This window comes from Cytobacillus sp. Hm23, assembly GCF_051842895.1.
Taxonomy (GTDB): Bacteria; Bacillota; Bacilli; order Bacillales; family SM2101; genus Nanhaiella.
Map to the genome: position 1 here is coordinate 1 of NZ_JBPXRQ010000045.1, position 23,363 is coordinate 23,363.

The window sequence follows — 23,363 nt, forward strand, 5'->3', positions numbered from 1 at the left end:
TAAATATCAACCGTTGCATCGAAAATGCGAGACTGATTGATAACTTTACATCTAAGTGTTTTAGCTATTTTCATTTTCAAACCCTCCTTCCGAAAAAATCTATAATATGATATTTTAATGATATCACTCAAGCATTAGTTGTATATTTAAAGGGGATTGAAATGATTAATTATAACAAGAATAGACATGCATATTATAAGTTAACCTACCATTTAGTTGTAGTTACAAAATACAGACATAAATGTATATCAGAAGATATTATGAAACGATTAAAAGAAATCACTGAGTCCTTGTTTGAAAAATGGAATTGCGAGATTATTGAAATGAACGGAGAAGAGGACTACATTCATATTTTATTTGATGCTCCACCACAAATAAACTTGGCTAATACGATAAATAGCTATAAAACTGTAACATCAAGATATATAAGAAAAGAGTTCCAAAAGGAACTTTCGAAATACTATTGGAAACCTTATTTTTGGAACCGTAGTTATATGGTTTTAACTACAGGAGGAGCTACCATTGACATAATAAAAAAATACATTGAAGAACAAGGTGAATGAAGACCTTAGCGACTAACCCCCACTAAATCAAATAGATTTTGAAGGGGAATGCGTCGTTATTTTCTTGTTCAATGAAAATCACTTGGTATCATAGATATTGTATGGATAAACCATATTCCAAAGAAGCCAATTGATATCACAAGAAAAATGATGGCTAGAAAAATAAGCCACCTTTTTCTTATATCAAACCCAATGTTCAACATTATGATACCACTGATTAGTAATAGTACATTTATTTGAACAATCCCCATTTCAATACTCCTACTATTTATAAAAACATTTTCATGATATGTACCTACTCCTGTTTCTTTAAATGTCCGTATTTGCTTCAATGTAGAAGAAGAAGGCATACTCTCCCTTGCTCTTAGTTATTCTTCTTCTTGCAATTTTATACGCTTAAGGATTGCCCTCTTTCGATACATCATGGTACCTGCTTCGGCTATATCATTTACTGCAGAGCGATTTATAAAAGCACCAAACAGGAGTCCAGCAATCGGGATCATTTGAAAAAGCTTTTTCCAGCCAATTTGATCACGATATGAAAATACAACTTCTCTCCATCCCTGAAGTTCTGAAACAACTTCTCTGCTTTGTTCATTTTGATTAGAGTCAAACATCGACAACTGCTGTAAAATAGCTTTTTTTCCAACAATATCAGCAGAAATAAATTGCAAAACTTTCACGATAAAAATTCTTTCATTTTTATCTGTAGGATCAAAACCATAACAGATCGCAATGTCCTGAAGAGTTTTTAATTGTATGCCTAGCAACATAGGTATATCAATAGTTAGAGTGAATATACCTCCAACTCCAGTACTTGCCCCCTGCAAAGTGGCTGCTCTTTTTCGATTTATTGATAGCCTTGCAGCGGCTTCATCCATACTCGCGATAGGCAGGTTTTCTACATCCTCTAAAGTTAAGATATTTTGATTAGGATAATAATTTTTCAATGCAACTATCGAGCTTAAATAAGTGCCTCCTGATTGGATATATGAGCCAAGCTCATCAAGAATCAACCCAACCTTCTTTTGGATGAATTTAGGCGTGAATCTGTCAATCAGTTTGAAAGGTAGCCGTCCGAGCTTATCCCAAAACCATAAATCACTCTGATCTTTTTCCCAGTCTTCACAAGTCTTTAACTCGCTTCTTAAATATGTTATCGTTTCGATCATTTATGTGCGTCCTTTCAAAGATGGAATTATAGTAGATTTTCTAACATACGTACTAAAATAATAAAGGTTTAAAGTGTGTTATACAATCCCTTTTTGTGTCATACTATCAATCAAACAAAATCAATCAATTCAAACTCTTAACCCATTATGTACTTCTACAATTTGTCCAATACGACTGAACAAAGTAATAACTATACTTCTCCATCAATCGCCTTTAAAATTTGCAACAGTTGGTAACGTAATTTTGAAAAAGTGTATAAAAAAGATTTACGTTGGGAGATTGTTCCATTACAATACTCTCTAGGGGGGATTGAATTGTCACAAAAGGATCTTTCAAAGATTATTACTATTGTTGCAGGAACTGGTTTAATAATATTTGGTATCATAATTATATTTAAAAGCTATAGTTTTGCAGATTATCTCATGCGTAATAAATTTTTTAATCATTCATCCGTAAGAAGCCCTGACCCGAGTGATATGTTATTGGCTACTAAATTATATTTTGCTAGCTGTTTATCAGTTGGGATCTTAACTACTTTGGGAGGGATGTTCACAACAACTATTGGTCTAGTTAAAAAATATTGAACTTGACCTCTATTATATAGGCTGCTTAAGTATTAAATGTTGCTTATCGAATTAGGAGCTTAACACACGAATATAACTAACATTCGGGGCATATTGCCTTCTACAAGGACAAGGACTTTAAAAATCATTTAATACAAATCCGTTATACTTGAACTACTCACCACTTAGCTTCGCTTGAAGTGGGAGATTCCTGCGAACACTAGCGTAACCGCAAGTTATTTAGCAGGCTCTACGGGTAGTCCCTACCCTGAAAGCAAAGCTTGTACGTTTACTCACACGCTCCCTACTTTAGCTTGGTTTTCGCAACTTCGGCGAGCGTGGGCGATGGAGCGTTGAAGATTTTACGTTGCAGACGAATTCCTACAACAACCTCATATCTTCAGTTTTCAAAGAGCAATCTGTACAAGTATATTCTACCAATAGTTCTGGCTGACGCCAACCGACATTCATCTCACACCTACTCATTGGCTTCGCCCTTCTCATTCCTTGAGGTGAGAGTCTTCTACCGGAAAAAGATAAATATAGGAAAAAAAGTAACACTGTTTACGAAAAAACCCTTAGATAAGGCTGCTTTCGCAATGATTGTTGCTTTTCGTAGTTAGAGCTGAGAAACAACTACAAAACCGTCATATTTGGACGTCTAAATTTTTAGATCCACAATTAAAAAACTACATGAATATACACGTAAGACATTTTATGTAAGAATATGTTTTTCCTATTTGATAGCTTATTAATGCACTATTGTATAAAATAGTCTCTTTTACGGTTGTGGCTGCTCGTTTTGAATGTTACTCAAATCAACATTGTACAGTTGCTCCCATTCGTCACGTAGAACACCCATCTTAATAGAATCATAGTAAATGCCGTTATGATAACGACATTTTCTTAAACGCCCTTCAAGCTTCATTCCAAGCTTTTCTGCTGATTTCATCATTCGTTCATTACCTGACCAAGTTGTTAGACCAACCCGTTCGATCGGAAAACGTTTAAACATTTCTGTCACCCACAATATTAAAGCATCAGTTCCATAACCATCACTCCAATAATTTGGGTCATAAATAATTATGCCAACTTCAAGCCATCGAGTTGGCTTATATTCCCAATAATAAGTTGTCGTACCTACTAGTTTACCATTCACCTCTATTGCAAACAAACTCGCTTCTTGCATATGCTTTGCCATACTCACTTTAAACTCTTCTATACTTTCTTTTTCTAAAGGAAAATAAGGTCCATCCCATTTTTTCCATTCTGGTACATCTTCTCCATAAATAAAATCCCATAAAACTGGTAGATCCTGCTGTTCAATTGATCTTAATATTACTTTATTTCCAACTAGTTTCATATGTAAATTCCTTTCAAAGACTGTTCAACTTAGGAGTAATTTTCTATTGTTGAACATACGCCATACATTAGATGTCCATATTTTTATTCTTTTTGGTACTAAATAACATACCAAGTCCAATTATAATTAGCACTACAGGCCAAAACTCAAAAATTGATATTGGTAATAAGGTATCGATAAAAAAGAAGATACCTAGAAATGATAATATAGAGACTGGGATTAGTAAACCGTTTTCCCGACCTCCAAATAGCCATAATTCAAATAACCCTAAAGCAACTGCCAGCAAATATATAGGCCAAGTATTTATAGCATAACCCCAGCCGAATGTTGTGTGAAAGAGCATTACTGAGCCAATAACGAGTAAGATACCCCCAGGAACGAGAACCCCAGCAGAGCTCCTTTTAGCTCCCCCTGCGAAAAATCCAATATGAAATCCAAGACCAACAATAACCAATGTCAAAGGCCAAAGAGTTACCCAAAAATTATTGATCACATCAAATGTATCTAGCAAAAAAAAGATACCAATTATTATTAATAACAAGCCGCTAGTTATTCTACTCATTACTATCTCCCCCTCTTGATCGTATTACAATGGTATGCTTATATATTTATTATAATTCATATTCTTGGGAATTGTTAGTTTACAACCCATAATCATCCAAGTAAGCTTTGTCATTAGGGAGCTCTTTACAACGATTAAGGCTTTGCAATTTCATATGTTAACAGTAAGTCTTTTCCATATTTTTCTTTATGATATACTAATTGTAATTGTAATAATCGTTTTATATAAACCTTACGCTCGTGACTCCATTTCTTCTCACTGGTTATTGGTTAATGTGCTAAGAAAACTAAACGGGATACAACTTAAATGTCGGGACATCTTTTCTTCTAAATACCTTGAAAATGCATCCTCGTTTAAGTGATTCAAATGAAGTGAAAAAAGGAAGAATTTTTACGAAAAGAACCTAAGGCAAAAAGGTTTATTTACTTATTCTTTACACAAATGGAGGTTTTGGTTATGAAAATCGGATTGGCTCAAACAAGGTTTCCAAAATCAGCAAGCGAGGGGTTAGAAACTGTTAAGCAAATGATACAACAGACCTCTCATCATCACTGTGACCTTATTTGCTTTCCTGAATCTATCATTCCTGGGTTAAGAGGAGTTGGTTATAAAGTTGATGAATACAATCACAGTTTTCAAATCTCTGCATTAGAAAAAATTTGTTCATTAGCTAAGCAAACAAAAACTGCCGTAATTATTCCCATGGAGTGGCAAGATGAACTTGGATTCCATATCGTTGCGTTTGTAATAAATAATGATGGTGAAATACTAGGGTATCAAACTAAAAACCAAATTGCTCCAGACGAAGACTTTTTCGGTTATGTCCCTGGAGATGGGCGTTATATATTCGAAATTAATAATGTGCAATTTGGCATTGTCATTTGCCATGAAGGTTTTAGATATCCAGAAACTGTTAGGTGGGCAGCTATGCGTGGTGCAAGCATTGTGTTTCATCCTCAATATACAGGTCGTGTTGATAATCCCGAATTTTTTAATCAAGCCATGGTGTGTAGAAGTTTAGAAAATGACATTTATTTTGCGAGTGTAAATTATGCTTTAGAAAATCAAAAAAGCACCTCTTCTTTAATCTCTCCATCAGGAGAACGATTAATAGTTGGACAACAGAATGCACAGGAATTATTAGTTTATGATATTGACACAAAGCTAGCGACTAGGTTGCTAGCAAACCGCTTCAAACCCGATTTATTATCATAAGCTCCATATTAAATCAAAACGCTTTGATTCTATTTTTATTAAAGTAGCTTAATTAGCTAAGATTTAATTGCATTATTCTTGTGAAAAATGTATATCGCTTATTTCTTAGTTTGAAAAACAACAGTCAATAATAGTCTCTTACCTTTGTTTGGGACTATTATTACCTTAATCGTGGTAAGACGATCTTTACTTCTGTGCCTACATCAGGTTGACTTTCAAAACTAATTCTCCCGTCCATTGATTGTATTATTCTAATCGAAACCATCGTACCTAACCCAGTACCTTTATCCTTGGTTGTATAAAATAATGTTCCTATTCTATTAAGCTGTTCTTTAGTCATCCCTTTTCCTGTATCCTTGATTATTATATAGAAGTACATACCTTCACTCGTTACAGTAATATTTACACTTCCTCCGTTTTCTGAGGCCTCAATTGCGTTTTTAATAATATTGACAAAGGCTTGTTTGATTTGATTTCGGTCGGTTAATACATGGTCACTAGAGTTCAAGGAAGTCTTCAATTGTATATCTTCTTTAGAAGCAAATGGCTCTAGTAATTTACAAACATCAATAATAACCTCATTTAAAGGAAAACTCTCAATTTTTTCAAACTGAGGTTCCGCAAAGTTCAAATAATCACTAATAGTAGATTCTGCCCTTCCAAGTTCACTAAGGACGATTCTGAGATATTCAAGATTTTCACTCTTTTGTTGTTTCTCCATTAACTGAAGAAACCCCTTAACCACTGTCAATGGATTTCTAATTTCATGGGCGATGGAGGCAGCTAACTCTCCTATCGTGTTTAATTTCTCAGCATTTTGTATTTCTTGTTTCATTCTTTCTCTTTCTATAACTACTTCATACAGCTTAGCTGCAAATCCAATACCTATGTTAAGGATGATTCCAAAAATTATAATATAAAAAAATAATTGTTTAACATCCCCATCTATACTGCCATCAAATATAAGCCAACTAACTAAGATCCCAAGCTGAATAAATGCAGGCCAAAAGCTTACTATGACTGCTATAACAATACGTTTACTCTTCTCATAATTCCAAAAGCGCATAGAAAAGAACATTGGAATGGAAGCTGCCAACAGCACGCTAATATATCCGTAAAATAAAGCTTCTCCACCCATATATGTTCTAGTCATAATAATAAAGAATACTACAATGCACCCGCTAATTGGTCCGCCGTATAGAAATGATAATACGAGAGGGACATATCTTAAATCCCAATACAAACCAAAATTATATGTTGAAAATAACATACAAAGCGCTGCTGCTGTACCTTGCATCAAACCATATATATAAGGATTAAAGATATTTAGTTTTTTGTTTTCAAAAATAACAAAATAAAATAACACTGGTGCAAAAATAATTAATACATGTAAAAACAACTTTTCTGCTAACATTGAAATTTTCTCCACATCATTTTTTTTACTTTCTTCAAAGGGGTTTTGTCCATGGTACTTGTGCTATTTACATATTAATTATTTTTGCACATTATTTTGTTTTTATGGAATTAGTCCATTATAGCCCCATGTTTTTTGCTATAATTTGCTTCATTATCTCGTTTGTACCAGCATATATTGAGCCCACTTGTACATCTCTAAACCTTCTAGCAATCTCATATTCTTCCATAAAACCATAGCCACCATGTAACTGCATACATTCAGTCGCTACCTTTTTAGCGAGGTCAGTTATCCACCATTTTGCCATTGAAACTTCAGTAACGACATGTTCACCATTCATATGCTTGCTAATCAAATCATTAACAAATGTTCTACCAATCTGTATTTCAGTAGCCATCTCTGCCAATTTAAAACGCGTGTTTTGAAATTTACCGATAGGTCTACCAAATGCCTCACGCTGCTTCACATAGTTTATTGTTATTTCAAGCATCCTTTCGCATGAAGCCTGAGTTGCGATTGCTAAAACGAGTCGTTCCTGCTGAAGTTTCTCCATAAGATAATAAAAGCCATTTCCTTCTTCACCTAATAAATTTGTAACTGGCACTCGACAATCCTCGAATATTAGCTCTGAAGTATCATTAGAATGTAGCCCAACCTTCTTTAGTTGCTTTCCTTTTTTGAATCCAGGTGTGCCATCTTCAACGACGATTAAACTTACACCTTTATATGCAGGTTCTGCTTGTGGGTCTGTTTTACAAACGACGATGACGAGGTCAGAGTGTATCCCATTTGTTATAAATGTTTTTTCACCATTCAGAATGTAGGAGTCGCCGTCACGAATAGCTGTTGTTTTTACAGCCTGTAAATCTGACCCAGTGCCCGGTTCGGTCATTGCTACTGCTGAAATAAGATCACCTGTTAGAGCTGGCGGAAACCATCTTTTCTTCTGTTCTTCTGTCCCATAGGAGTCGATATAAGGCATAACAACATCATTATGTAAGCCTATTCCTCCTAGACCTCCCCCTATTTTGTCAAGCTCTTCTCCAATGATAACCGAGTAACCAAAGTCTGCATTGATTCCACCATACTTCTCTTCAACCCAAGGGCATAAATATCCTTGCTCACCCATCTTCTTCCAAAATTTTCGAGGAATACATTTCTCTTCTTCCCATTGTTCAAAATAAGGCAAAGCTTCTTTCTCCAAAAATTTTCGTAATGAACGGCGAAATATATGGTGTTCCTTGTTAAACAATTTATTTTCATGCATAACTGTAGTATTCACTTACATTCCCCCTAATAATTATTATCCTATACAATAACAATGGTTCACTTAGTAATGTTATCGTTTCCATTAATCTCTATGGATACAATTCTACACCTAGAAAATGTGTATAGTTATACTCGTTCAATAATTATTGCTGCCCCTACACCTGCCCCACCGCTTATCCCTACTACACCAAGCTCATAATCTACTCTCTCCATTTCGTCCAATAAAGTGGTAAGGAGCATTCCTCCAGTTGCACCTAATGCATGCCCCATTGATATGACGCCGCCATTTCTGTTTACTCTCTCATGATCAAGATTATAATCATTAACGAAGTGTAAGACAGTAGCACCAAAAGCTTCATTATACTCATAAATATCTATATCTTTGGCAGTTAAATTCGTATTATCAAGTGCTTTGGCAATTGCATTTGATCCCCCTGTAAGAAGAAGAGGATGCACCGACGTAGTTGCAGTCATGCGTATTTTAGCTCTCGGGTGTAGTCCAAGTTCTTCACCTTTTTCTTTTGAACCTATTAAAATGACAGAAGCACCATCAGCTAATGCAGGAGAACTTCCCCAGTGGTGTGTAGGAGTAACCTCAGTTAGTGATGGTATAGAAGATAATACGTTTTTATCTGTTTCACCTCCTTTAAAGCTCGGTTCTATGGAAGAAAAAGTTTTATCGTTAACATGCTCTAAAAAACATTCATCTTGTGTTAATAATAAACTACCATCTTGTGCATACACAGGTATGAGAGATTTATTAAAATATCCTTCCTTCGTTGCTCTACTAGCTCTTCGATGCGATTCAATGCTATATAAATCAACGTCTCTTCTTGAAATTGAATACAAAGATGCCATAATATCTGCTGAAACACCCATATGAACGAACTGAGTAGTTTGCATTACTTCTCTATCCGTGAACCAGGCTCCTTTGTCAGAAAACATTGGCACGCGAGAAACTGATTCTACACCTCCTGCAATGATTAAATGATCAGTTTTTGTTGCAATTTTTTGTGTTGCAATACTGATCGCATCTAATCCAGAAGTACAAAATCGATTTACCGTCATTCCTCCAACAGAATGATGTAGCCCAGCATGAAGTGCAGCTACTCTAGCAATATTTGCACCTTGTTCCTTCGTTTGGGTAACACAGCCTAGAATTATATCATCGATTGTTTTAGCATCGAAGTCGTTTCGTCGGACAATTTCGTTCAACAACGGGCTTATTAAATTGATAGGTTTGATCGAACGTAAAGAGCCATTTTTTCGGGCTGAACCTCTCGGTGTTCTAATTGCATCAAAAATATATGCTTCCATTATCTCCCCACCTTCATATACAAATTATTGTATTAAATAGGGAAGTAAGCTACACCCCTACTACGAAACTTGCACTTGTAGTTGTGCTACCACCTATGTTCAGCGTAGCAACATTTTTTGAGCCCTCTATCTGATAATCTCCTGCCGTGTTCGTCACCTGCTTATAAGCATCTAAAAGCATTCTAACCCCTGTTGCCCCAACCGGATGACCTGCCCCTATCAACCCCCCACTTGGATTAATTGGGAGCTTTCCATCTTTTGTTATCATGCCAGATTCAATTGCCTCATAACTTCTCCCCGGAGCTGTTAAACCAAAATGATCGATAGCCAAATATTCTGAGATCGTAAAACAATCATGTGTTTCTATTACATCTAGTTCATCAATACTTTTAATATTCGATCTAAACAAAGCATCTAAAATTGTTCTTCTTACATGAGGAAAAACATACGGTGAATCTCTACTTCCTTGCATTTTATCCCTTAAAAGCATGGTAGCAGTCCTATGTCCCCATCCTTTAATTTTAGGTATTGTTGATAATCTAATGTCTTTACGCTTTGCATATTCAATTGCATAAGCTTCTGAAGCTAGAATAATACATGCTGCACCATCAGTAATTCTCCCGCAGTCAATTTGCCGAAGCCTTCCCTCAATTACTGGGTTTTTCTGTTCATCTTCTAGAAAATTCTCTTTATCTAGTTTCCAGTTTCTTGTTTGTGCATTTGGGTTACTTTGCGCATTATACAAATTTTTCTTAGCGAGTTCAGCTAAATGCATATTAGACAACCCATACCTATTATCATATTCTTCAGCAATTTCACTAAAGAGATATGGCCATGGATATGTTGCATTGACCGCCTCTTTTCCTAGCCAACACGCAGACCCTAAGTATTCTGCAGCCTTCCTTGCTGGAACATTTTTCATCTCTTCTATTCCAATAATGCAAGCTATATCGTAACGTCCAGCCTCAATTTCAGCAGAAGCTGAAAGTATCGCCATACTACCTGATGCACACGCAGCCTCATGACGTGATGCTGGGATTCCAGCAAATTCTGGATGGATAGCTGCAAATAAACCTCCTAATTGTCCTTGTTTATTAAATAGTTCCCCAGCAAAATTTCCTATATGTGCAGTATCAATTTCAAGGGGAGAAATATCTGTATTCGCCAATGCTCCTTCTACTACTTCCTTCATCATGTCAAATACAGATAAATCAAGCAGACTCCAATTTTTCGCAAAATCTGTTTGGTAACCTCCTAATATATACAATAAATTTCCTCCTATATTTTCATCTAGGCTGTAGTCGTCAGTACACAACTAACCTTTGTGGGACCTGTATTTTTTAGTAACATTAGCATCAGAGTTTACGAAAAAAAACTTAGTCAAATTGTTTTATCCATAGCACCCTTTTTATACGAACTTCAAACAAGTAAATCTTTTTACTGATGACTAACTATTCAGTATCTTAATCTATCTTTTCACCTGGGACCCAGCATGCATGAAACCCTATCGGAATGTTTACAGGAATTTTCACCCTTGCGATTGGCCCATTAGCAAAATTAAGAGCATCAATAATTAATAACTCAGATTGATTTTCTACTTCGTCGTGAACAAACGTAATTAAATAACCGTCATCCTCTGAATTTGAATTCTGACGTGGAGCAAAAGCTGCTTCATTTCCGTATCGTCCTTTCCCAAACATGAGCGTTTCAGAGTTCTGTTTTTCAGTATCATACTTTACAAGGCCATCAAACGATAACGTTTGTTCGTTAGAAATATGAACATTGTACGTATAGCGTGATTTTCTGCCTACGAAGTTCAAGTTCACGGTAGGAAATTCCGTATTTACATCATCAAGTAGTCCTTCTTTAACCATGCCTGTTGTTAAATTAAAACGCCAATAGTATAACCTAGCATTTAACTGTAAATAGGCTAACATTCTCGCAAGAGGACTAGCATTTTTTGTTACTTCAGGCATTGGTTCCTCAACTCTGCAACCGAGTAAGACGATTTCATCTCCCTCTTCCCAAGAATTTATCGTATGATATATATAGCAAGGCTCTGCTTCGAACCATCGAATATTTTCATTTGACCCAAAACGAGGAATAATACCAAATCTACTAGGTACGTCTCGGTGAAATTCGACTTTGTATCGGCCTTTGCTAATTGCATTTGGGTCCGCAAATAACGGTAAGTCCATTAATATCGAATAGTTTTCTGTAATTGCCATATCATGAGGAAGGCGTGGACCAGGTAAATCAACATCTACACAATGCGTTAAAATGCCCGAAGCCGATACAACTCCATATGTCAACGATGACCTTAATGGTCCATAATCAAAAAACATTAAGTCACCTGTTTGTTCATCTACTTTCGTATGCGCTGATATATTATTTTTATACTTTCCTCCAAAATCCTCAATTCCTAACGTTTCAAGCGTTTGTGGATTAACTTTGTATGGTTTACCTGACATATACCACAAGGTCATCAGTTGTTTATTATGGAAAACAACATCGGTATTTGATGTGTCCTTTAGTGGCATATCCTTTGGGTTCTTCACCATGGATTCCATACGCCCAAACCATATTGATTCTCCTACAGCGGCTTCTCTTTCAAACGCAGCTGTTTTAATCCATCTGTTTCGATAGCTTACCTTTCCATCACGAAGTTGAACTGAATGAAGCATACCATCACCGTCAAACCAATGGTATCTGCCTCTCGTTTCATATTTGGGATTAGGACCATTCCTCACATAAATTCCATTTATATCTCTGGGAATCTCCCCTTCAATGACTTCTAAATCTTCAACAAAAACTTCATCATGTATAGGCTCATATTTTCCCAATAAATACGGATTCACATTTGTTTCTAGTGCGAAATCAATCATATCATTTTTCATCTTCACCCTTTTCCCCCTCCACATAAATTATTAATTTGTCAATTCGTGACGTTAAACCGATTATCAGTTATATAAGAAATTTTCTTACAAAGCGACAAAATACACACAAACTAATTAGTAGTTATCATTAGCGTTTAGAAAATTCATCTACGTAAGTCCTACCTAAATCCAGTCTGTTTTCACATCGGTTGTTGCTATAAATTCATAGAAATAAGCGCGTAAGTGTTAGGGGCACCTTTTCTACCTTCACAGTTCTTAAGCTCTAATAAAACTTATCATATTGTCCATTTACAAAAAAATAGTAACAAAGTTTACGAAAAGAGCCTAAATCAAAGTTGGAGAATAGATGTTAAAATGATTGAAGTTAATAGATTTGTAGGTAATGAGATAGGTAATTTAATATTAGAAACAACCTTACTTACTCCTGAGTAAATAACTTATTATTCATAATAATGACATAATATTGGAGCTATATCTAGTAAAAAAATTCGAGTTTTTTAGACAAATAAGCTCATTTAATAAATGCTGGTTTATGATTATAAGACTTTTTAATCATGCCTTACTTTCAATTTTTTCACCTTGGAAATTTACTCTAATAAGAAACCTAAAAAATGTGTTAATACAATAAAATACGAGGAGAAACGAAAAATGAAACTTTGTTTAATCGGGGGAGGAGATCCTCATACAGGGGAACTCGATGTTGTAATAAACTTTTAGCATATCACGTCAAAGCAGAAGATAGACTTTTAATAATTCCTTTTGCGACAGAAGAGTTCAAAGTTGATAGATGGTTTAAATTTGTAAGAGAAACATTTGACAATTTCGGGATTCATCATATTAAACTTCTCGATTATCAGCTTTCAAATGAAGCGATGCAAAATGAAATAGAAAGTCATAATATACTTTTTTTCACAGGAGGAAGACCTGAAAAGTTAATGGAAAGGTTGCTTACGAAAGGGTTGGTACACAGTATTAAAAGTTTTTCAGGAATAATGGTCGGAGTTAGTGCAGGAGCCTTAGTTTTTAGTAAAAATTGTTTAATCACAAAGGATGACGATTATCCACAAACGCAAGTAATCAAAGGCTTAGAGTTAGTAGACTTTTGTGTAGAAGTTCACTATGACGAAAATATTGATCGGGAGTTACTCTTTTTATCAGCAAATCAGGACATATACGCTATACCCAATGGTAGTGCAATAATGTGGGAAGAACAAATAATTACCCCAATTAACAATATTTTTTATTTTAGTAAGGGAACTAAGCACATATTGACCTAAATATCTAGAGTTTGTTATACAACCATGAATTAGGGAACCACTAAATTCTAGTTTTGTATTTTACCATTAAAAATCGCTTTTTATTCGAAAAAAAGTGACATCTTGATAATGAATATAATATTATTCATGTTACTTGGCATGTAAAAAAGCCTAAAAAGGACTTTTTATTATCCAACTGCATCTTAAATAATTGATATTTTACTCAATTCTAGTTAGCATTGTACTCACTTTTTTGATTCTGCTTTAATAATGATAAAGTGAGGGGTTTTCATTAAATACTTATATGCATCATAATAATCTTCTTTCATTATTTCCAACGGTTGAGGTTCCACCACTTCTTCTATAGTAAAATATTTTACCGTATCAGCTATAATTTGCTGTAAAGGTCTACCTCGATATTGTACCTCAATTGTAATATTTTGTTTTCTCCATATATCTGATATCACTCTCTGCTCAAAATAGTCCTCACATTTTAAATGAGTAAATTCCATGAAAGGATGGTGTACTGAAAATAACAAAGTTCCATGAGGCTTTAATACTCTTTTAAACTCACTAAATGTGAATTCCCAGTCTTTAATATAATGAAGTGTTAATGAAGAAACAATAACATCAAATTCATCATTTTCAAATGGCAAGCTCTTTTCGAGGTCTTGACACAATATACTTGCTTTATTATTTAGCCTTTGCTTAGCTACTTCAACCATACGAGGGCTTATATCTATTCCTGTAACACTAGCTCCTCGTTTAACTAATGCCTCTGCATACCACCCAGCTGCACAACCAGCATCAAGAACATTGTTATTATGTAAATGTTTTGGCAACAATTCCATCATTGCTGGCCGTTCATAAAAAGCGTTATAAGGACTGTCATTATCAACATTTTCTGCGTATGTTTTAGCTAACAGATTAAACGTTTCAGCAGTTTTATTGGGCATGTTCATTCCTCCTCCTAAAGACATCAAAACTCATATTAATATTGTAATTAAGTATCGTTCCTAAATAAGAATATATATGCTATTTTAGAACAATTAAACAAGTATACTATTTTCTCATTCTATAGGCTTAAAAAGACTTTAAAAGTTATCTCAAACGAGATACATCCCAAATAATAAAAGGGCTCGTATTTAGCCCTTTTATTTTCTATCAATTATACAAATTGCAGCTTAGATTATGAAACAATTGGAAGCGAATAACGAACATATCCATCTACATCATAGTCGTATTTTTCACAAATTCGATACTCTCGACCGTTAGAGCTTAACTCTAGGTTATTTTTTTCTACAAAGGAATATAATGCTTCTCCTGCAGCATTAAAATCATGGTCGTTGTTTGCTACTACAACACAACTTTGCTTAGGTAGAGTGATTTTCGTAAACCACTCAGGTATGCCATCATAAGATTTTACTTCAACACAGAGAATATATGCATGTGTTTCAGGATTATCCTGTAATTCTGTTATTGGCCAAATTCCGTAATGAATTCGCTCGTTCACAACTTGTGGCATATACTGGGATATAGCAAACAAGCTTTCCTTTGCATTTTCATATTTACTCTTCATGTCCTTTAAGCTTATACACGGAATTCCTATAAGTTTTATTTCTTCATGTTCAATAAGTACAGGCTTCATATGGTCTATGTTTTGCATACTTCCACCTCCAAAAAAATTGTTAATTTATACAAGTCTTAGTCTAATTGATTGAAAAAGTGTTGTAAATCATTTTCTGAATATTAAACTATTATAGTGTGGTGCTTTGATCTACAATACCAAAACTCCCCTCCTGTTTTATTTCTGTTCCAAAGTTTAATGAATTAATCTTTATAGATTTGGTTAAATTTTTCCTCAGCTTAATTAGCCACTGAGGTTCATGATTCCATTGTTCATCTAGTGATCGTAAGACACGTACATACCCATATAAGTTAGCAAAACGTTTACATGCAGGAATGATTGACATCATATCTTCTGAGATTTCATATTCAGTAAGATATCCTGCCAAAAATTGTTTCTTCTTTACCTGATAGTTGTCATCAGACATACATTCTTTTATACTATCAAGAGCTTGAACTATATCCATGACATACCAGTGATACATAGCATCGTCAAAATCGATGATATGACAGGAATGTGAAGGTTCATCGTAGAAAACATTATCGTATTCAAAGTCATAATGAACTAAACCAAAGTTGTGTTTTGTTACAGGAATAGTTTTAAAATATTGCTTAAGCATAGATGTTTCCACCTTAGCTGCAGTTTCGTTTGGAAAGTGACTCAACGTATGATCTATCCAATGTAACACATCACTATACGACCAGCGTGTGTTCCTTACAGGCTTATAATCACAAGCTAACTGATGAAGCTTCCCTAGTGCTTTTCCATAGCTAAACAAGACATGATCACTAAAATCAGTCTTATTTATAGGTACTCCTGCTACTCGTTTAAATACAGAAGCATAATAAACACCCCAAGGAGTTTGTGCCTCAATAAGATCCACACCATTTTTTACATTTACGACCTCTAATGCGTCGTATCGTTTACTGCGTAAGTAAGTAATAAATTCAAGCTCCGCTAAAATGTTCTCTCTACACTTTTCTGTTTTCGGTGAAAATCTTAAAAACCTTGTCTCACCTTTGTACTTAAACGTGTAAATCGCATTGGAGGATATTCTAAATGCTGCGATTGAACCTATATCATTTTCCCAGTTTTGCACTAACATCTCTGCCAAATCTACACTAATAAAAAGATATTTAACTTTCATCATAATCAAAGGCTCCTTATTTTCTTTTGTAATTTATTTTCTTCTCAAAGTTTCTTCTCTTTATAGCTAGTCTTTGTAACTCTAGTAGTTGCTTTTCGTAACTATCCACTCTTTTTCGACTTAAACTTCCCTGCTCTATCGCTGTTAGAATGGCACATCCAGGTTCTTTTCTATGTTGACAATTTCTATACTTGCAATAGGCACTTAATTCCATTACATCCTTAAAACTTTGTTCCAGAATATCTTCATCTCCCCAAAGCTGTACTTCTCTTACACCAGGAGTATCAACAATCATCCCACCTGCAGGAAGAGGAATAAGCTCTACACTAGTTGTTGTATGCTTTCCTTTGCCTGATGTTGAACTTATAGCTTGTTTTTGTTGCTTTTCTTCCCCCACTAAGAAGTTCGTTATTGTCGACTTTCCAACTCCTGAAGATCCAAGTAAAATAACTGTTTTTCCGAACTTAACATATTCAAAAAAAACATCCATATTAATATCTTTTTCAGCACTAACATAATGAACTGGGACTTCATTATCTATTTCATTTAATTGTTCTTTAATTTGATGAATGTCAGTACACAAATCTAGTTTATTTAAGATAATTACTGGTTGTATTCCACTGTGAAAAATGAGCGATAAAAACCGTTCCACTTTGCGAATGTCAAAATTTTCGTCTAGCCCCATCACTATAAATGCAGTATCTATATTCGATGCAATAACTTGTTCTTCAGTTCTTCCCCCTTCAATCAAACCATTTTTCACCTTTCTTCCACCCGAGATGGGGAGTTTTCTTTCGTATGCATTCTCTCTTTTTAAAACTCGATGAATGAAAGCATGGTTGTCATTATCAATTTTCTTTTCATACGTAACCCAATCTCCAACAACAGGAAAATCTTTTGTAAGTTTAGCATTATATCTAAACTTACCAGTAATTTTTGCAGTAAGAGGATGTCCGTTAACTACAATTAAATAATTATCTTTATTTTTCTTTACGATTCTCGCTACTTGATGACCTTCTTGTTTCAAATTTTTAAGCTGCTTCTCAAAATAAGGATTCCACCCCTGTGAATATAACTCCATTTTTTTTCCCCCATTTAAAATTTGGTTGACTAATATTATTGAGGAATAACTGGAAATGAAGCTAAAGTATTCTTTAACTGTTTTATGAGTGCATTAAAAAACCACAAGGCTATATTAAATAACCTTGTGGCTTAAAAACTCATCCTTCTCATAGTCACTGTTAACTCTTTGGTACTAATCTTCTTCGTACGAACACCAAATCGACTCATAACAGCTTTCTTAAAAATCCATACTCACACCATACTCATTTCTAACACATATTAAAAGACAAGCTAATGATTTATTCCGCATGAGTGAGAGGCAATATATATAATTCCCAAGGTTATCCTCATTAAATTAGTCATCGCTAACTCTCACTCCCTTCTATAATAGTAAGAAAATTATACCAATTATAATAGAATAAATCAACCGTTGAAGTATCCATGATATTATGATTCATTTTCATGAAAAATTAAGTGATATTGGGTAGCATGTCTATCCTTTATATTTTAAGCATGAAAATGTGAGTAGTATGATTCACAAATTACCAATGTGTACGAAAAGAGTTTATTTATTTTTATATGAAGTTCTCCATTTACTAAAATCCACTTTCTTTCACGAAATTAATTTACATCCGCTTAACAATAAACATACCTACACTTTTTAAAATGATTTTTAGTTTATTCTTCTTGACTTAGAGTATACTCTAATATTTATAATCAGCTTGATTAGCAATGCTCCTTTATAATAGAAGGCTCTATTAGTAAGTTATCTTGTTATAAATTCGAATAGACATACTAAACGAGGGTTTCTGAACTCGTCATTATTTTAAAAGAGACGAAACTACTGTTAAATACGTGTTTATTTATTATCAAGAAAAACAGCCTTAGCAAAAGAATATTCTATGTTAATGTGGAAAAGACAATATGCCATGATAAATTATATAAGTAATTTATTATGTACAGAATAAATGAGTGTAATTAAAAAATTCACGTCAGTATAAGCTAAGCATTGTTGTACAATATCTGAAAGTATTGCTAATCCCTCATTTACATTACTCGGACAGTACAAGTTAGTTAATAAATTAGAAAGAAGGATGAATAATGGAAAAACAAATTGCAGTAATAACAGGAACCTCGACTGGTCTTGGCCTTTCATTAACAGAAAAGTTGGCAAATGAAGGCTGGAAGGTCTACGCAACAATGAGAAATTTAGAGAAGGGTCAACCTATTAAAGAATTACAACAATCAGGTTTAGAAGTTGAGTTATTGCAGTTAGATGTCCAGTCACAAGATTCAGTAGATCAAGCTATTCAAACTGTAATTAATCAAGAAGGACATATTGACTTATTAGTAAATAATGCAGGAATTGGATATATCAAAACGACTGAACAATCTTCTGAAGAGGAATATATCAATGTATTTGATATAAATACATTTGGTGCAATTCGTTGTACAAAAGCTGTACTTCCTTATATGCGTGAGAAGAAGAAAGGAAGAATTGTAGCAATTTCATCGGTTGGTGGTTTAGTTGGACAACCACTAAATGAAATATACTGTGCGACAAAGTTTGCTCTTGAAGGGTACTATGAGAGCCTTGCTACTTATGTAACTCCTTATTTTGGAGTCGAGTTCATGGTTGTTGAGCCAGGTGGTATTTCATCTGAATTTGCTAAAAGTGTTCTTGCTGGTGTCTCTAGTGGAGGTGGCTTCCCTAAGGATGATTTTGAACAAGTTGTTAATGACTATATGGGCTCAAGGACAAATCGATCAGATAATATTTATCAATCCCCATCAGAAGTTGCAGATGTGATCCTATCTCAACTAAGTACGAATCCGCTACCTTTAAGGGTAAGAACATCAGACTGGTCTGAAAAATTTTGCCAGTATAAAACAAAAGAAGATCCAACTGGCCTACTTCAAACAAAAGATGTTGTAAAACAAATGTTAGGAAAATAACAAAATGTAAGGTGAAAAAACAACCATCAGTAATAGGTTCAACTTGTTATAATTAAAATAATTCATTAATGAAGGCTTTTACGCATTTGAAGTAAAAAAACTTACACAATGAGGGTTCGTAGTATCTTTTTTCTCTAAAATAAAAATCATATAATACACCTTAGCTACCTCAGACGTAAGTGAAAAAAGCAACGAAGTTTACGAAAAGAGCCATAATAATAGACAGGTGGAAACTCAACTCTACCTGTCTAAAAAGGTCAACCTTGTTAGAGCTAAAGCTTAATCTACCTACCCTCACATGACTCCGCAACAATAAACATCTAAGCTATAATTAAAACACTTCTCCATGCTTGACCTTGTATAGTTACTTCTGCGCATCCATTTTTTCATTCATGACTACGTTATTTTTAAAATAGACTATAATAGTAATTATTTATAGAAAAGGTGAAGATGCGATGAATCTGCTAAAATTTATCGATAAATTACCATTACCCAGAGTATTACAACCAGTTCGAGTGAAGGATGGGATAAAATATTATGAGGTAACAATGACAGAATTTCACCAGTCCCTCCATAGTTCAATGCCAAAAACACGTGTGTGGGGATATGAACACACTTACCCTGGACCAGTGATCGAAGTGTCGAAGGGTGAGACAATTAGAGTAAAATGGATTAATGATTTACCATCTAAGCATTTTTTGCCTATCGATAAAACCGTACATGGCGCAGGAAAAGATACTCCGGAAGTTCGAACAGTTGTCCACCTACATGGCGGAATAACCCCTGCAGATAGCGATGGTTACCCAGATGCTTGGTTTACAAATGGATTTAAACAAGTGGGGCCTTTCTTTGAACAAGAAGTGTATGAATATGAAAATCTACAAGATGCCACAACGCTTTGGTACCATGATCATGCTATCGGTATTACGAGACTCAATATATACGCGGGATTAGCCGGTTATTATCTGATCCGTAGTAAACATGAGCAGTCATTAAACCTTCCAAAAGATAAATATGAAATACCGCTTTTGCTCCAAGACCGTACATTTAATAAAGACGGCTCTTTATATTATCCAAGTAAAGAAGCAGATGACCCTACAAATATTTATCCCTCAATTGTTGCAAAATTCATGGGGGAAAATATTCTTGTCAATGGAAAAGTATGGCCATATTTAGAAGTTGAACCACGAAAATATCGCTTCCGACTTATCAACGGCTCGAACGCTCGTTATTATAAAATAAGACTTGACTCTAATCAACCTTTTTATCAAATTGGTACTGATGGAGGGTTGTTAGAAAAGCCTGTTACTATAAAAAGCATTATCCTCGGCCCTGCAGAAAGAGCTGATGTCATTATCGACTTCTCTTCACAAAAGCACAACAAAATTGTCTTAATAAATGACGCGAAAGATGAATTCCCAGAAGAACCCGAAATTAATCGGTCAAATACGCGGTTTATAATGCAATTTCGTGTAACCTTACCTTTATTAAGCAATGACACTAGTACCATTCCACCAAAATTAACAAACATCAATTTTTATAAAGAGCAAGAAGCAATTAGAACAAGGCATTTAGAGCTTATCGCCCAAGACGACCAATATAGCCGCAGAATTCGGTTATTAGATTATAAAACTTGGGATGATCCAATCACAGAAAAACCAGCATTAAACGATATTGAGATTTGGAGCTTGAGTAACCCAACAACTGGAGGCCATCCGATTCACTTACACCTTGTGAAATTTCAAATACTAGATAAACAACTATTTGATGTTGAGCATTACGAGAAAACAAAACAAATTAAATATATTAGTGAAAGAATGCCCCCAGCAGCTAATGATCACGGGTGGAAGGACGTTATTAACGTTTTCCATGGTGAGACCGCTCGCATTATTGCTAAATTTGCACCTTACACGGGTAGATTCGTTTGGCACTGTCACATTTTAGAGCATGAAGATTATGAAATGATGAGGCCATTTGACGTAGTTATTAGAAAAGAACAAAGCAGGTTAAAAAAGCTTATTAACTATAAGACATGGAGCCATATATTTAAAAACACCTAATGTTCGTGCACCTTCTATACAATGAGTATTAATTTCAAGCATTTGTGTGAAGCCAGTGAACCAGGTGGAGCTCCCTACTCCACCTAATTCCAAACATGCACTAATCCTGAGGTTAACGATATTTGTTTCACCCTTTAGCATCAAATGTTACAATAACATGCTCAACTACCATGTATAAGTTAAATCCTGTTCTTCATTTAATCTAGACACTCGGATTTCTACTTTTCGTACTTTTCGTAAACCTGGTTCAAATGTATGACCATTTTCATTTTTAAAGGCATTATATGCAATGCTAATTTTCCCTCTAGGCACATAATCTATATGATAATAATATTCGTCGTTTAACGTTATTACAGGGTTCTCCCACACAAAATGATCTCCGTTTTCTATCATAAGGTGTTCGTTTGTAGACTGAATTGTAGCAAGTAACAATTGTTGATCATTTGGCTGACCACAGCCTTGAATCAATATTATCCAACTAAGAAAAAACAATCTCACTTTCTCCATAATTTTATTCCCCTATTATGTTGTCTAGTTCATATGTAAAACTTAAATCAAAAATAAAGTTGGAAGCTTTCGGATGACTACTATGCACCTCAACCGAAAGTACATTTTCACCCAAAATTAGCTTATCACTATGATTAGAAATGTCTTTCGTTTCGTATAAATGTGTTTCATTTGGCTGAGCCAATGTTTGATGTGTAACTAGACCCGTTTTCATTCCATCACGGCTAATTTCTTCACCATTTAAGTAAGCTACGTACCCATCCTCAAAAGTTATGTGTAAAAATAACTTCTTTAATTGCTCAAGGTCCTCATCAAAGTTAAATGTCTTACGAAAAAAGTAAGTTACAGAATGATGTATTGGTGTTAATCGTTTATTGATTTTTAAATATATAGGCTCCTCCATGTAGCCAAAGGGACCCTTACCAATTTTCCATGAAGAATCATCATACATTTTACTGCGCCAGTCTTCAACGGGAACTTGATAACGTTTTGTGATTGGAGTTTCTCCTGAAATATCATAACCATTATGAATAAAAGAGCTTATTTCATCAGAACCTTCATGATACTTCCACATTGCTTGAATCGGAACTGCCGTATGTGTATGGACAAACTCAGACTGTTTATTTGCGACATCATATGTCATTCTATCTACGCTTTCTCCCTGTTGATTTAGTGCTTTTACAGTTATTTCACCGCTAGACATTTCAAGCATTAAGTACATTATTCGAGGATTAGTATTCACTTCCCATGCAGCCCATTCTTGGTCATATGCATCGTTCCAAGCAGAAGGCTCCTGCATCACATCAGACTTTCTTGTAAACAGGTAATTTTCTGTAATGACTAAATGAATATCGAGATCATTTATGCTATCCCAAAAAGAAACATTTCGAGGTATGTTATTTATAAACACAATATGATGCATTTGATTGCTAGCTTTCACCTCTGCATTTAGCCAAGATAATTGTTGAGACTGGTCCATTCTCAATTCATCGCCACGAAGGAAAATCATCTTCGCATCTCCGTAATTGATAGCATAAACAGTCCTCCCATATTTTCCTGTCATATCATAAGGTAGGTAACTATATTTGTCATTAAACGATTTTACCGTTGATAAATCATCATAAACTGGATAAAAAAAACTTGAATATTCTTTATTAGTTGAATTCGTAATTACCCGATCTGCACCTGCAAAAACAGAAATTCCTTTTAGCTTTTCCATAAGTTCATCCATATTAAGCGATACTGCAGATGATCTAATAACACCAACCTTGAAGGGAGGAGTTTCATTTTGATCAATACTTAAAAACCCCGAGGTCGGAATGGTCGTAAATCTAAAAGAAACTAGTAGCAGTATGATTACAATTACCATTGCAAGACTCATTTTATACTTTCCATGAAATAACACCAAATAT

The 23,363-nt window shown here is 34.7% G+C and carries 21 protein-coding genes; 6 read left to right on the top strand and 15 right to left on the bottom strand.

Annotated features, from left to right (window positions below; all coding sequences use genetic code 11):
* The first annotated feature begins 161 nt into the window (after positions 1-161).
* A complete protein-coding gene (tnpA, locus tag ACSVDA_RS20615) occupies positions 162-563 on the top strand; it encodes an IS200/IS605 family transposase (protein WP_485885711.1) in 402 nt (133 codons plus the stop codon).
* 68 nt (positions 564-631) lie between these two features.
* Here the strand turns inward: tnpA and ACSVDA_RS20620 are convergent, their stop codons facing one another.
* Together ACSVDA_RS20620 and ACSVDA_RS20625 are read right to left on the bottom strand one after the other, a co-directional pair.
* Positions 632-895, bottom strand: coding sequence for a hypothetical protein (locus ACSVDA_RS20620; RefSeq protein ID WP_485885713.1), 264 nt, complete (start codon positions 893-895; stop codon positions 632-634).
* A gap of 36 nt (positions 896-931) precedes the next feature.
* Entirely contained in the window at positions 932-1,735 is an 804-nt protein-coding gene (locus tag ACSVDA_RS20625; RefSeq protein ID WP_485885715.1) for an EcsC family protein, read from the bottom strand.
* A gap of 315 nt (positions 1,736-2,050) precedes the next feature.
* Between ACSVDA_RS20625 and ACSVDA_RS20630 the strand changes: the two genes are divergently transcribed.
* Complete coding sequence (locus ACSVDA_RS20630; RefSeq protein ID WP_485885716.1) at positions 2,051-2,320, top strand: hypothetical protein; 270 nt, start codon at positions 2,051-2,053, stop codon at positions 2,318-2,320.
* Between the two features lie 760 nt (positions 2,321-3,080).
* Here ACSVDA_RS20630 and ACSVDA_RS20635 read toward each other — a convergent pair.
* Both ACSVDA_RS20635 and ACSVDA_RS20640 read right to left on the bottom strand, forming a co-directional pair.
* Positions 3,081-3,662 carry a GNAT family N-acetyltransferase gene (locus tag ACSVDA_RS20635; protein ID WP_485885718.1) on the bottom strand — a complete coding sequence of 194 codons (582 nt, stop codon included), beginning with the start codon at positions 3,660-3,662 and terminating at the stop codon, positions 3,081-3,083.
* 67 nt (positions 3,663-3,729) lie between these two features.
* Positions 3,730-4,224, bottom strand: a complete 495-nt coding sequence (locus tag ACSVDA_RS20640) for a LiaI-LiaF-like domain-containing protein (RefSeq protein ID WP_485885720.1) — start codon at positions 4,222-4,224, stop codon at positions 3,730-3,732.
* A 456-nt stretch (positions 4,225-4,680) separates the two neighbouring features.
* Between ACSVDA_RS20640 and ACSVDA_RS20645 the strand changes: the two genes are divergently transcribed.
* The gene (locus tag ACSVDA_RS20645) at positions 4,681-5,439 is read left to right on the top strand and encodes a carbon-nitrogen hydrolase family protein (protein WP_485885722.1); all 759 of its coding nucleotides are present in this window, start codon (positions 4,681-4,683) and stop codon (positions 5,437-5,439) included.
* Between the two features lie 160 nt (positions 5,440-5,599).
* On the opposite strand, the gene ACSVDA_RS20650 is transcribed toward ACSVDA_RS20645, so the two are convergent.
* The 5 genes from ACSVDA_RS20650 to ACSVDA_RS20670 all read right to left on the bottom strand — a co-directional run bounded on the left by ACSVDA_RS20650 (position 5,600) and on the right by ACSVDA_RS20670 (position 12,336).
* Positions 5,600-6,853, bottom strand: coding sequence for an ATP-binding protein (locus ACSVDA_RS20650; protein ID WP_485885724.1), 1,254 nt, complete (start codon positions 6,851-6,853; stop codon positions 5,600-5,602).
* 118 nt (positions 6,854-6,971) lie between these two features.
* Positions 6,972-8,120, bottom strand: coding sequence for an acyl-CoA dehydrogenase family protein (locus ACSVDA_RS20655; RefSeq protein WP_485885766.1), 1,149 nt, complete (start codon positions 8,118-8,120; stop codon positions 6,972-6,974).
* A gap of 128 nt (positions 8,121-8,248) precedes the next feature.
* A complete protein-coding gene (locus ACSVDA_RS20660; protein WP_485885726.1) occupies positions 8,249-9,439 on the bottom strand; it encodes an acetyl-CoA C-acyltransferase in 1,191 nt (396 codons plus the stop codon).
* A gap of 49 nt (positions 9,440-9,488) precedes the next feature.
* Entirely contained in the window at positions 9,489-10,706 is a 1,218-nt protein-coding gene (locus ACSVDA_RS20665) for an acetyl-CoA acetyltransferase (RefSeq protein ID WP_485885728.1), read from the bottom strand.
* A 196-nt stretch (positions 10,707-10,902) separates the two neighbouring features.
* The gene (locus tag ACSVDA_RS20670; RefSeq protein ID WP_485885768.1) at positions 10,903-12,336 is read right to left on the bottom strand and encodes a carotenoid oxygenase family protein; all 1,434 of its coding nucleotides are present in this window, start codon (positions 12,334-12,336) and stop codon (positions 10,903-10,905) included.
* Positions 12,337-12,992: 656 nt separating this feature from the next.
* On the opposite strand from ACSVDA_RS20670, the gene ACSVDA_RS20675 reads away from it, so the two are divergent.
* A complete protein-coding gene (locus ACSVDA_RS20675) occupies positions 12,993-13,613 on the top strand; it encodes a Type 1 glutamine amidotransferase-like domain-containing protein (RefSeq protein ID WP_485885730.1) in 621 nt (206 codons plus the stop codon).
* A gap of 224 nt (positions 13,614-13,837) precedes the next feature.
* On the opposite strand, the gene ACSVDA_RS20680 is transcribed toward ACSVDA_RS20675, so the two are convergent.
* From ACSVDA_RS20680 to rsgA, 4 genes are all read right to left on the bottom strand, one after another.
* Positions 13,838-14,548 carry a class I SAM-dependent methyltransferase gene (locus tag ACSVDA_RS20680; protein WP_485885732.1) on the bottom strand — a complete coding sequence of 237 codons (711 nt, stop codon included), beginning with the start codon at positions 14,546-14,548 and terminating at the stop codon, positions 13,838-13,840.
* A 233-nt stretch (positions 14,549-14,781) separates the two neighbouring features.
* Positions 14,782-15,258, bottom strand: coding sequence for a GyrI-like domain-containing protein (locus tag ACSVDA_RS20685; RefSeq protein WP_485885734.1), 477 nt, complete (start codon positions 15,256-15,258; stop codon positions 14,782-14,784).
* 91 nt (positions 15,259-15,349) lie between these two features.
* Entirely contained in the window at positions 15,350-16,369 is a 1,020-nt protein-coding gene (locus ACSVDA_RS20690; protein ID WP_485885736.1) for a phosphotransferase enzyme family protein, read from the bottom strand.
* Between the two features lie 13 nt (positions 16,370-16,382).
* Positions 16,383-17,447 (bottom strand): ribosome small subunit-dependent GTPase A, encoded by a 1,065-nt coding sequence (rsgA, locus tag ACSVDA_RS20695; RefSeq protein WP_485885737.1) that lies wholly within the window; start codon positions 17,445-17,447, stop codon positions 16,383-16,385.
* A gap of 1,082 nt (positions 17,448-18,529) precedes the next feature.
* Here rsgA and ACSVDA_RS20700 point away from each other — a divergent pair.
* Positions 18,530-19,384: an SDR family oxidoreductase gene (locus ACSVDA_RS20700; RefSeq protein WP_485885739.1), complete on the top strand. Its 855-nt coding sequence runs from the start codon at positions 18,530-18,532 to the stop codon at positions 19,382-19,384.
* 455 nt (positions 19,385-19,839) lie between these two features.
* Complete coding sequence (locus ACSVDA_RS20705) at positions 19,840-21,444, top strand: multicopper oxidase family protein (protein ID WP_485885741.1); 1,605 nt, start codon at positions 19,840-19,842, stop codon at positions 21,442-21,444.
* 165 nt (positions 21,445-21,609) lie between these two features.
* Here the strand turns inward: ACSVDA_RS20705 and ACSVDA_RS20710 are convergent, their stop codons facing one another.
* Positions 21,610-21,951: a hypothetical protein gene (locus ACSVDA_RS20710; RefSeq protein WP_485885743.1), complete on the bottom strand. Its 342-nt coding sequence runs from the start codon at positions 21,949-21,951 to the stop codon at positions 21,610-21,612.
* A gap of 4 nt (positions 21,952-21,955) precedes the next feature.
* Complete coding sequence (locus ACSVDA_RS20715) at positions 21,956-23,356, bottom strand: hypothetical protein (RefSeq protein ID WP_485885744.1); 1,401 nt, start codon at positions 23,354-23,356, stop codon at positions 21,956-21,958.
* Positions 23,357-23,363 lie beyond the last annotated feature (7 nt).

What these genes read in the sequence shown, in the direction of transcription:
- tnpA (WP_485885711.1), top strand. Translation starts at nt 162, where the DNA reads ATGATTAATTATAACAAGAATAGACATGCATATTATAAGTTAACCTAC.
- ACSVDA_RS20625 (WP_485885715.1), bottom strand. Translation starts at nt 1,735, where the DNA reads ATGATCGAAACGATAACATATTTAAGAAGCGAGTTAAAGACTTGTGAA.
- ACSVDA_RS20635 (WP_485885718.1), bottom strand. Translation starts at nt 3,662, where the DNA reads ATGAAACTAGTTGGAAATAAAGTAATATTAAGATCAATTGAACAGCAG.
- ACSVDA_RS20640 (WP_485885720.1), bottom strand. Translation starts at nt 4,224, where the DNA reads ATGAGTAGAATAACTAGCGGCTTGTTATTAATAATAATTGGTATCTTT.
- ACSVDA_RS20645 (WP_485885722.1), top strand. Translation starts at nt 4,681, where the DNA reads ATGAAAATCGGATTGGCTCAAACAAGGTTTCCAAAATCAGCAAGCGAG.
- ACSVDA_RS20650 (WP_485885724.1), bottom strand. Translation starts at nt 6,853, where the DNA reads ATGTTAGCAGAAAAGTTGTTTTTACATGTATTAATTATTTTTGCACCA.
- ACSVDA_RS20655 (WP_485885766.1), bottom strand. Translation starts at nt 8,120, where the DNA reads ATGCATGAAAATAAATTGTTTAACAAGGAACACCATATATTTCGCCGT.
- ACSVDA_RS20660 (WP_485885726.1), bottom strand. Translation starts at nt 9,439, where the DNA reads ATGGAAGCATATATTTTTGATGCAATTAGAACACCGAGAGGTTCAGCC.
- ACSVDA_RS20670 (WP_485885768.1), bottom strand. Translation starts at nt 12,336, where the DNA reads ATGAAAAATGATATGATTGATTTCGCACTAGAAACAAATGTGAATCCG.
- ACSVDA_RS20680 (WP_485885732.1), bottom strand. Translation starts at nt 14,548, where the DNA reads ATGCCCAATAAAACTGCTGAAACGTTTAATCTGTTAGCTAAAACATAC.
- ACSVDA_RS20685 (WP_485885734.1), bottom strand. Translation starts at nt 15,258, where the DNA reads ATGCAAAACATAGACCATATGAAGCCTGTACTTATTGAACATGAAGAA.
- ACSVDA_RS20690 (WP_485885736.1), bottom strand. Translation starts at nt 16,369, where the DNA reads ATGATGAAAGTTAAATATCTTTTTATTAGTGTAGATTTGGCAGAGATG.
- rsgA (WP_485885737.1), bottom strand. Translation starts at nt 17,447, where the DNA reads ATGGAGTTATATTCACAGGGGTGGAATCCTTATTTTGAGAAGCAGCTT.
- ACSVDA_RS20700 (WP_485885739.1), top strand. Translation starts at nt 18,530, where the DNA reads ATGGAAAAACAAATTGCAGTAATAACAGGAACCTCGACTGGTCTTGGC.
- ACSVDA_RS20705 (WP_485885741.1), top strand. Translation starts at nt 19,840, where the DNA reads ATGAATCTGCTAAAATTTATCGATAAATTACCATTACCCAGAGTATTA.
- ACSVDA_RS20710 (WP_485885743.1), bottom strand. Translation starts at nt 21,951, where the DNA reads ATGGAGAAAGTGAGATTGTTTTTTCTTAGTTGGATAATATTGATTCAA.